This window comes from Mucilaginibacter lappiensis (genome assembly GCF_900155965.1).
Classification (GTDB): Bacteria; Bacteroidota; Bacteroidia; order Sphingobacteriales; family Sphingobacteriaceae; genus Mucilaginibacter; species Mucilaginibacter lappiensis.
Genome location: NZ_FTMG01000001.1, coordinates 95,745 through 106,705, shown reverse-complemented (window position 1 = coordinate 106,705; position 10,961 = coordinate 95,745). Strand labels below are relative to the sequence as shown.

General features: G+C 41.5%; 6 protein-coding genes. 5 read left to right on the top strand and 1 reads right to left on the bottom strand.

The window, feature by feature from the left end; genetic code table 11:
* Positions 1-13: 13 nt before the first annotated feature.
* Complete coding sequence (locus BW976_RS00470) at positions 14-2,407, bottom strand: glycoside hydrolase family 127 protein (protein WP_084191987.1); 2,394 nt, start codon at positions 2,405-2,407, stop codon at positions 14-16.
* 323 nt (positions 2,408-2,730) lie between these two features.
* On the opposite strand from BW976_RS00470, the gene BW976_RS00465 reads away from it, so the two are divergent.
* The 5 genes from BW976_RS00465 to BW976_RS00445 all read left to right on the top strand — a co-directional run bounded on the left by BW976_RS00465 (position 2,731) and on the right by BW976_RS00445 (position 10,948).
* On the top strand, positions 2,731-5,766 hold the full coding sequence (locus tag BW976_RS00465; protein WP_076369326.1) for a SusC/RagA family TonB-linked outer membrane protein: 3,036 nt from the start codon (positions 2,731-2,733) through the stop codon (positions 5,764-5,766).
* Positions 5,767-5,792: 26 nt separating this feature from the next.
* The gene (locus BW976_RS00460; protein ID WP_076369324.1) at positions 5,793-7,178 is read left to right on the top strand and encodes a SusD/RagB family nutrient-binding outer membrane lipoprotein; all 1,386 of its coding nucleotides are present in this window, start codon (positions 5,793-5,795) and stop codon (positions 7,176-7,178) included.
* Between the two features lie 531 nt (positions 7,179-7,709).
* On the top strand, positions 7,710-8,648 hold the full coding sequence (locus BW976_RS00455) for a dihydrodipicolinate synthase family protein (RefSeq protein ID WP_076369322.1): 939 nt from the start codon (positions 7,710-7,712) through the stop codon (positions 8,646-8,648).
* An 8-nt stretch (positions 8,649-8,656) separates the two neighbouring features.
* Positions 8,657-9,658 carry a 4-hydroxyproline epimerase gene (locus BW976_RS00450; RefSeq protein WP_076369320.1) on the top strand — a complete coding sequence of 334 codons (1,002 nt, stop codon included), beginning with the start codon at positions 8,657-8,659 and terminating at the stop codon, positions 9,656-9,658.
* A gap of 48 nt (positions 9,659-9,706) precedes the next feature.
* Positions 9,707-10,948, top strand: a complete 1,242-nt coding sequence (locus tag BW976_RS00445; RefSeq protein ID WP_076369318.1) for an NAD(P)/FAD-dependent oxidoreductase — start codon at positions 9,707-9,709, stop codon at positions 10,946-10,948.
* The last annotated feature ends 13 nt before the right edge of the window (positions 10,949-10,961 follow it).

The following is a 10,961-nucleotide window of genomic DNA, read 5'->3' as shown; positions in this document are numbered from 1 at the left end:
TCTTTTTGATTATTTAATTTTTTACCATCCTGCTGCCATAAACCGGACCCGCGCTATTATCTTTTTTGGGCAATAGCTTAATAGTTACCTTTTGTTTGCCTTTGGTTAACTCTATAGGAATGATGTAGCTGATATCATAAAAACGGCTTTCTTTATACTGGTTCAGATCCTCTGTGGCTAGTTTCACGCCGTCAATCAAAATGTCAAAAGTGCGACCCCGATTGTCCATTCCCCAATAGGTATTGATTAGCGTATTTTGGGTGTTGGCATCCACCTTCATTTCATATAAAAGATATCCGCCGTTTTCGGTCGATCGCCATTTTTTCTGATGGTCTTCGCCGGTAGTGGCATTTTCACCACTGAAATTATGATCGCGTTCAGGCTGCATTTCACCTACGCGTAAAATATCAGTGGTGCGGGCTTCCAGTTCCTGTTGTTTTTTCTTTTGTTCGTCATAGGCTTTTTGCTGAACGGCCCATGCTTCAGGCGTAAATACGTCCCAGTAAACCGAATAGTATTCGTTTTTGGTTTGATTAAAAGGGATCAGTTTAACCTCATCAGGGCGTGAAATATTTACCGTGCGAAAATTCAGCTGTTTTTTATCAACCATTTGCAACCAGTTATTGGGGTTGGTTTCGTTGGTCACAAAAACGGGCACACCTTTCAGCGGATCGGGCTCGGTATTTCCTAAGATACCAGCTAACAATACCGGGCCATAAAATATGGCGCGCCGGTTCGCGTTATCGGGCATCGCTTCCGTATAGATATTTTCAGGGGTATTCAGTTCTATTTTATCGTTTTTGCCCCATTTGTGGGTTAAAACAAAATAGCCTTGCATATCAGGCTTAAGTTGCTGTAGCTTACCATTGATGCGGATGTTTGCATTACCGCTCCATTTAGGTTTACGGATACGGATAGCAAAAATGGTGGGTTTGATTGCGTTAACAGTAAAAGTAATATGATCGCTTGCGGGTAAATTGCTTTCTTGTTTAACGGTAACGCCTTTCTCTTTCCAGTTTAATACCGACGGGATAAATAAGTTAATATAAAGACTACCATCGGCACCCCTGAAGTAGATGCTTTCGTTATATTTTACATGATTTTCCATACCCGAGCCAACACAACAAGTAAAGGTGTCAAAGGGAGTACTATACTCTTTTTTGCCACCCATTCTTAACGATACAAAGTAACACATCATGCCATCTGCATGGTTTTGCGAAGCGAGGATGTGGTTATACAGGGCCTTCTCGTAATAATCCATCAATGCCGCTGACGGTGCAACCGCGAATAAATGCCTGGTGAGTTTAAGCATATTATAAGTATTGCAGGTTTCAGTGGTATTGTCTGTCAGTCTATCGTTTAGTTTATCCGGTTCGCTCAGGTATTCATAATTACTGTTTCCTCCGGTGGCATAGGAGTGGTGGTCTGTAATGATTTCCCAAAAGAAATTGGCAATGGTTTGGTCTTTTTTATCACCGGTAAGTTCATACCGTCGGGCGCTGGCAATTATTTTAGGTATTTGGGTATTGGAGTGCTTGCCCGGTAAAATATCTTGTTTTTGAGCCAGTGGATCTAAAATTCGCTTATCATAAAATTTGTAAGACAGATCAAGGTATTTCTTGTTGCCGGTTATAGCATATAAATTGGTAAGGGTTTCTGGCATACCGCCATATTCGCACAATAACATTTTCTGTAGCTGATCATCGTCCAGGTTTTTAATAGTTTCGCCCGTCCAGTTGGCCATGCCCTGGCATATTTTAAGCGCCTGGGTATTATGACCATATAAATAGGCATCCAAAAGCCCGGCCATCACTTTATGCACAGTGTACCAGGGCGACCAGCCACCATTTAAATCAAAACCCCTGGATCGGATATCGCCTTTGGCAACTTCGGCCCATATTGTATCTTCTTTCGGGATAGCGCCAACGTAACCTGTTTTACGCGCCAGCTGGCATTCATTAAGTTCTGCAACTATATAGTTTATTCGTTTTAAAAATTCTGGTTCCCGGGTCGAAGCATAATGCAGGGAAATGGCCGACAAATAATGCCCCAGCGTGTGGCCTGCTAAACCGGATGATTCCCAGCCTTCGTACAGTTTACCCTTAGGTTTTAAGCCGGAGTGGGAGCGAAACCCGGATAGCAAACGATCGGGCTCAATAGATAATAAATATGCGGCATCAACCTGCATCGCCTGTTTAAAAGGACTTTCCAGTAGTTGAACCTCTTTTAAATCAAATGAATAGGCTTGTATCGCTATATCCGATTTTACTTTTATCCGGCTATCCTTCCATTCGGGTACATATGATTGTGCCTGTACGCTTATTACTGCCGTAAAGCAAATGAGAAAGGATAAACCCCATTTTATTAATAAAGCAGCAGATTTCGTGTGATTATAACAATTAAACATATAGCGTAAAGTTACCCGAATATCATGAATAATTATTGATGATATTTTGCTGGTGATAACCGGATTTTAACTGGTTTGGGTTACTATACTGTTACTTTACGAGTCTCGATCAATAATAGGGTGTGTATTTAGGGAGTTAGTTAATATGTGTTGTTATTTTAATGAAATTTTATAATTTTTATAGTTGTTTATTGAAATGATGGTAATATGCGGGTAGTTGTGGTGAATTTTTGCTAAAAAATTAACTATTGGGGTAAATATTTTTACATAATCTGAAGAAATCAGACTTAAGTAATAATTTTTTAACCCCCAAGAATTAATTTATGAAGCTAAAACGATTACTCAAAAGGCTTATTTTGCTCTTTTTAGGCATTTTTGTGTTTGGTTATAATGCCAGTGCGCAAATAATTACATTAAAAGGGAAGGTATCAGACGAAAAAGGCCTGTCTATACCAGGCGCATCTGTTAAAATAAAAGGTACTCATAAAGGCACTATCACCAATGCCGAGGGTATATTTACTATTGATGGCAATGCTCCTGTTATTCTCAGTGTATCAGCTATTGGTTTTACCGCGAAAGATGTTAAGGTAGCCAATACTAATCAGGTTAATATTGTTTTAGCAGAAGACAATAAAACACTTGGCGAAGTAGTGGTTACCGCGTTGGGAATTAAGCGCGACAAAAAAGTATTAACCTACAGCAGCCAGGAGATCAAAGGTACCGACCTGGTGCAGGGCAAAGATCCTAACCTGGTTAATGATATAGCCGGAAAAGTATCCGGTGTACAGATCACCAGCTCATCTGGCAGCCCAGGTAGTTCAACGCGTATAGTTGTTCGTGGTGCATCATCGTTTTACGGAAACAATGATGCTTTAATGGTTGTTGACGGTATCCCGATCGATAACAGTGAAACCGGGAACCTCAATTCAGGGCCTGGTTCCAGCAGGGTAGCCGACATTGACCCTTCCATAATTGAAAATATCAACGTGTTAAAAGGTGCCGCGGCTACGGCTTTATATGGTTCGTTGGGTGCAAATGGTGTTATTATCATTACTACCAAAACCGGCTCAACCAATAAAAAACCGACCATTAATTTTACTTCTGATTTCTCCTTCGAAAACCCGCTGCTGCCGCAAATACAAAGCAAATATGCCCAGGGTACAAATGGTATTTATTATAATGGCGATGATATGAAAACCAGCACTTCCTGGGGCCCATTGATGGATACCTTAAAAATAAATGGTCAGCCGGCAAAAAAGTACAACCAGTCCGATTTGTTTTTTAAAACCGGGCATACCTACAATAATGTGTTTAGTATAAACGGTGGCGGGGCTGCTTCTAACTACTATATATCTTATTCTAATTTTAATCAGCAGGGTACGGTGCCAACTACCAAGTTTCTGCGGAACGCCGTATTTGCCAAATACAGCGCTCAGATCCTTCCAAATTTAACTACAACATTCCAGTTAAATTATACCAATTCGCAAAATAACCGCTTGCCCGAAGGTTATGCTTTAGAGAGCCCTGTATGGACTATTTTTACAGCCCCGATATCATACAACCTGCTACCTTATGAAAATGCAGATGGCACCCAGCGCTTGTATCGTTATTCCAGAAACAATCCTTACTGGGTATTGGATAATATTTCTAATAAATCAGGTGTAAACCGTTTTTTGCCAACCTTTACGGCCGATTATAAACCATTAAAATGGCTTACCGTAACTGAAAGATTTGGCGCTGATGTATATACCGAACAGGATAGATATCATGAATCGGCCCAGTCAGTATCTAATCCTACCGGTCGTATTGTAGTTAATAATACCAATTTCAGGCAATTTAATAACGACTTGATCGTAAGCGCTAATCATCAGTTTGGTGATTTTAATATTGATGGCGTTATCGGGAACAATATTTATTCTCAATATTCAGAAACCGCTTATGCCAATGGTGTTGGGCTTTCTGTAGCGGATCTTAATAATATCAGCTCGGCTTCGACTGTCACTTTTATTGAAAATCAATACAATACACGAAGGGTCGGCTTTTACGCTCAGTCAAATATTGAGTATAAAAAATTCCTGATCCTGTCTTTAACCGGCAGGTATGACGGAAGCTCTGTACTATCAACAGCGCATAATTTTTACCCTTATGGGTCTGTAGCAACCAGTTTTATATTCTCTGAGTTTTTCTCCAAAGAATTTCAGGATATCATGAACCTGGGTAAATTCAGAATATCCTATGCTACGGTTGGCGGCAGTAATGTGGTTCCTTATTCACTTACTACTCCGTATCTTACTCAAAGTAAAGATAACATTATTCGTAATATTTCATTCCCTTACAACGGCCAGGCAGGATTTTTACTGAGCCCTACGCTGGGTAATCCTAATTTAAAAAATGAGCGGATAAATGAATTTGAAGCAGGGTTTGAGACCGGTTTTTTTAATAACAGGATAAGTTTAGAAGCTTCTTATTTTGCCAAAAAAACAAAGGATGGTTTGATTCCGGGAGTGAGTATTGCACCATCAACAGGTTATGACGGTACTACTGTAAACACCGGAATAATGCAAAACCGAGGTATTGAACTATTATTGAACGTGGTGCCGGTAAAAACAAAGGACTTTACCTGGAACATGACCATCAACTACAGCCGTATCCGGAATAAGGTTCTGGCAATTGATGGCGATTTGCAACAGATTGGAAATACTTTTACTACAATTATTGTAGGTCAGCCTTATGGAACCATATATGGTACACGCTATGCACGCAATGCAGAGGGTAAGTTATTAATTGATGCCAGCGGATTGCCTTATGCCGATGATACACAAGGTATTATAGGCAATATTAACCCTGATTGGACAGGTGGAGTTGCCAATAACCTCAAATACAAACAGTTTAATTTTAGCTTTTTCTTTGATGTGAAAAAAGGCGGCGATATCCAGAACAATGTGGATGGTTACGGATATTTTTACGGAACGCCTAAAGTAACTGAAAACAGGGGGCTGCGGGTGGTTCCGGGAATTAGCGAAGCAACCGGGCAACCTAATACTACTGCTGTTAACGGACAAGCTTATTATCAACGTATAAATGGTATAACCGAATCTGTAATACAGGACGGCACCTATATCAAATTAAGAAATGTAAGTCTGGGTTATACCGTAAAACCATCATGGTTGAGAGGGAGTCCTTTCAAAACCGTTAATTTTAGCGTAACCGGGCGTAACCTGTGGATATACGCGCCACACTTTACCGGCGGCGACCCTGAAGTAAGTTCGTTCGGTTCATCAAATGGTTCGCAGGGTATTTATTCCTTTTCTGTACCCACATCCAGGTCTATCGATTTTAGCATGAAGCTTACCCTTTAATCATCATTTATCAATTAAAAAATATCATGAAAAAAATATCAATGATTTTAATGTCATGTATCCTGATAAGTGTTTCAGGTTGTAAAAAATATATTGACGTAAATACCAACCCCAATCAGCCCCTTGATGTGGCCGAGCCCCAGATACTTGCCCCGCTTGAAGTAGCATTATCATCAAAATTATATGCAGGCAATGTAGCTGTAATTGTACAGGAATATATGCAGGTGGCGGCGCTAAATCAGGTTGCGCCTAATGCAGGCACTTATTTAATGTATAATACCGATATGAATGATGACTGGAGGACGCTTTATGTGATCTGTTTAAATAACCTGGTAACGCTAAATGCAAAGGCCGTTGCCGATGGAAAAACAAACTATGCCGGTATTGCCAAAATTTTAACCGCCTATTGCCTGGGCACCGGAACAGATCTGTGGGGTGATATTCCGTACTCGCAGGCTTTTAAGGGAACTGCTAATTTTACACCCGTATATGATGCCCAAAAAGATATTTATACTACCATACAAAGCTTGCTGGATGGAGGTATTGCCGACATTGCCAAAAACGGCACTATAACTCCGGGTGGAGATGATTTCTTTTATGCAGGCGATATGAGTAAATGGACAAAGCTGGCTTATACTTTAAAAGCCCGTTATTATATGCACCTGACCAAAGCGGCAGGATATACGGCTGCCACACAGGCACAATTAGCCCTTACAGCGCTTCAAAACGGAATGCAATCAAATGATGATGATTTTAAAATGGCCTACGGTGGCGCTGCCGGTGCAGAAAATCCGTGGCAACAGAATTTTATATCAGCCAGCACTATTGTAATGGCCAGCACCGCGGTTAATGGTTTTAAAACACGTAATGATCCGCGTTTAACCATTATGGTTGCCCCTGCAACTGCCACCGGCTTGTATACCGGGTTAGATCAAGGGTTAAACACTATTGGCCAGCTGGAAGAATACTCGCGCCCGGGAAGTTTTTACGGCGCTACCGGGGCAAGCAATTATATTGTAAATTACTCCGAAGCCTTGTTTATAAAAGCCGAAGCCACGCTCATACTTTCTGGTTTTAGCAGTGCGCAGTCCATTTATCAAAGCGCCATATCATCGCACATGACAAAATTGGGGGTGAGCACGGCTAACGCGAATACCTATATCGCTTCAAGGCCATTGACTAACGCTAATGCGGAGCAGCTGATCATCGAAGAAAAAGGGATAGCGAATTTCCTTTCACTGGAAAACTTTACCGATTTCAGGCGTACAGGGTTCCCGGTATTGCCAGCGGTACCAAACGCGCTTTCTACTATTCCGAGAAGAGTATTATATCCGCAAACCGAAATTATTTCAAACCCACAACCGCAGCAAAGCGCCAAACTAACGGATAGGGTTTGGTGGGATGCGCAATAAAAGGGTAAGGCAATAGGTCTTGCCGTTTTTGAAGGCACTCTTTGCGGCGTAACCGGAGAGTGGGTGATCCAGCTAAGCGCAGATCGGGTGAGTCATCTGCGTTTTGTTGTTACTTGAATCTTGCTAATTAATTTAGTATATTTGTATAGATAACGGCCCGGTTGTATATAAAAATGCAACCGGGCCGTTTTAGTTCAGATTAAAAAGGTCTCAAAATAGGTCTTTTTTTATTTAATTATATGATTATCAGTAATTTAATACTTTTTAAAGTAAAAAAAACATATTAAAACCGCGTTAAAATTTGTTAAAAAGTGTTAAAATCGATGTTTTTCGAACAGTTTTGAGCTGTTTTTACCCTGTTTTCGATCAGAAATTTGTTAAAATTTAAGGTTTAAAAAGTTTTTTGCATCATGATTTATCATGGTGTGTGTATTAAAAATGGTTTTGTTGGATAAAATATGGTTAGTACCTGTTAAATTAATGGCTTATTAATATGGGATGCCGGGCTAATTTTGTAAAAAACATTTAGAAATGATAACTTTTGATTGGAAGGGCGTACTACCCGCTGTAACTACCAAGTTTACCGATAATGATGAACTGGATTTTGAAGCTTTTGATATTAACTTAAATGCTCAACTGGAAGCCGGTGTTGACGGTTTTATACTGGGCGGATCTTTAGGTGAAGCAAGTGTGTTAAGCGACCAGGAAAAATATGCCCTGCTTGCCCACACCGTAGCTTTTGTAGATGGAAAAGTACCTGTAATATTGAATATCGCGGAGCAAACAACCAAAGCTGCCGTTATATGCGCACAAAAAGCATTAGACAATGGCGCGGATGGCTTAATGTTATTGCCACCAATGCGTTACAACAGTGAAGAGCGCGAAACTATAACCTATATCACTACCATTGCTAAAAGCACAGAGTTACCTATCATGATCTACAATAACCCTGTTGATTACAAGGTGGAGATCACGTTGAATATGTTTGAGCAGCTTGCAGCCTATGATAATATACAGGCAGTAAAGGAATCAACCCGTGATGTGTCAAATGTTACCCGGATGATTAACCGCTTTGGCGACAGGTTTAAAATACTAACAGGGGTTGACCCTTTAGCTATGGAGAGCTTAGTGATGGGTGCCGATGGCTGGGTAGCCGGGTTGGTTGATGCTTTCCCTAAAGAAACTGTGGCTATATACCGTTTGGTTAAGGCTAAAAGATATGATGAAGCATTGGCTATTTACCGTTGGTTTTTACCGGTGCTGGAGTTGGATATCCATCCTAAATTGGTACAATACATTAAATTGGCAGAAGTAGCTACCGGCATAGGTACCGAAAATGTGCGTGCCCCACGTTTACCTTTAGTGGGTGCAGAACGTGAAAAAGTTCAAAAGATTATCAGCGACGCATTGGCTGTTCGTCCGGTATTGCCAGTAGGCAGCTGGGGTAAGTTAACTGAGGTTGCATTATAATACAATATATGGCCAGTAAAACTTTTTTCTGTATAGACGCGCATACCTGTGGCAACCCCGTAAGATTGGTGGCTGGGGGAGGCCCGACCCTGAAAGGCGACAACATGAGCCAAAAACGCCAGCATTTTTTAAAGGAGTATGATTGGATCAGGACGGGCTTAATGTTTGAGCCAAGGGGGCATGATATGATGTCGGGCAGTATCCTTTACCCACCTCATGATCCGGAAAACGATGTGGCGGTTTTGTTTATTGAAACCAGCGGATGTTTGCCTATGTGCGGGCATGGTACCATTGGAACCATCACTATTGCTGTAGAAGAAGGGCTGATACAACCCAAAGTACCCGGCATTATCCGAATGGAAGCACCCGCGGGACTGGTTTTAATTGAATATAAACAGGAGGGCAAAAAGGTTACTTCGGTAAAGCTCAAAAATGTGGCTGCGTATCTTGCAGCAACAGATTTACAGGTAGAGTGTCCTGATTTAGGTATGCTCACTATTGATGTTTCCTACGGCGGAAATTATTACGCTATAGTTGATCCGCAACCCAATTTCGGAGGGATCGAACATTATACTGCCGGGCAATTGATTGCCTGGAGTCAGGTGTTACGCAAACGCATTAATGAAAAATATGAGTTTATCCATCCGCAGGATCCTACCATAAATACCTGTACGCATATCCTTTGGGCCGGGGCTACATTATCAGATGATGCTACAGCCAGAAATGCCGTATTTTATGGCGATAAGGCTATCGACAGATCGCCTTGCGGCACTGGTACGTCTGCCCGTATGGCGCAATGGCATGCCAAGGGAAAACTGCAGGTTGGTGAGCCATTTATACATGAAAGTATCATCGGTAGTAAATTTACAGGCAGGGTGGAAGAGGTGGTTAAGATCAATGATATAGATGCCATAATTCCGAGTGTGGAAGGTTGGGCCAAAGTTTATGGCTACAATACCATCAAGATAGATGATGATGATCCTTACGCACACGGTTTCCAGGTGATATAACCTGTTTCATTTCTAAAATCAAATATTTCAATAGTTCAAAATACAATTATGGCTAGAGTGCTGATTATTGGCGGTGGGATCGTTGGCTTGAGTTCTGCTTATTATTTACATAAAGCCGGGCACCAGGTTACCGTGATTGATAAAGGGGATATGACCGACAATTGCTCCCACGGAAATGCCGGTATGATTGTACCAAGTCATTTTATACCCTTAGCTACGCCGGGCATGGTAAGTCAGGGTATCCGTTGGATGTTTAGCAGCAAAAGTCCGTTTTATGTGAAACCCTCGCTAAATCCGGAATTAATATCATGGGGGCTTAAATTTCTGAAAAAGGCTAATGCCGCGCATGTAGAAAAGTCGGCTATTCCTTTAACCGAACTTTCGCTGCTTAGTAAGAAGCTTTATCAGGAGTTGAGCAAAGAGCCCGATTTTGAATTTGATCTGGTTGAAAAGGGCATCCTGATGTTTTATAAAACCGAAAAGGCCGGAGAGGAAGAAGCTCACATGGCCGAAAAAGGGCGACAATTGGGATTGGATATGAAGGTGCTTAGCCCGGCTGATTGTATGAAGCTGCAACCCAAACTTAACCTGGATGTATTAGGCGCCGTACATTACGCTTGCGATGCGCATCTTTCGCCCAATAAGTTGATGACTGCTTTGCTTAAATATTTACGGGCTGTGGGCGTTAACCTGGTCACTAATAAAGAGGTTACAAAAATTGAAACTTCAAACGGTAAAGTAAGCCGGGTATGGTCATCCTGGGAAGAATTTACCGCAGATGAATATGTCGTGGCAGGTGGCTCATGGTCACCATCAATCGGCAAATTATTAGGATTGAAAATTTTGCTGATGCCAGGCAAGGGCTACTCCTTTAATGTTCAGGATAATGCCGAAATCATGCAGATCCCCGCTTTGCTGGCCGAAGCCAGGGTTGCCATTACACCCATGAACGGAGGTTTGCGTTACGGAGGAACAATGGAGCTTGACCGGATCAATAACCGGGTAAATATGAACAGGGTAAAAGGTATAGTAGAATCCGTACCGAAATACTTTCCCGGACTTAAACCAGTTGTTCCCCAGCAAAAAGATATATGGTTTGGTTTCAGACCATCATCTGCCGATGGATTGCCTTATATAGGCAGGAGTAATAAATATTCCAACCTTACTATAGCCACTGGGCATGGTATGATGGGCTTAAGTTTGGGTGCGGCCACAGGTTTATTGGTGACCGAAGTTATTTCGGGCAAACCAACATCCATTAATATCAATGAGTTTGCTCCTGACCGATAGGCAGATCCAACAA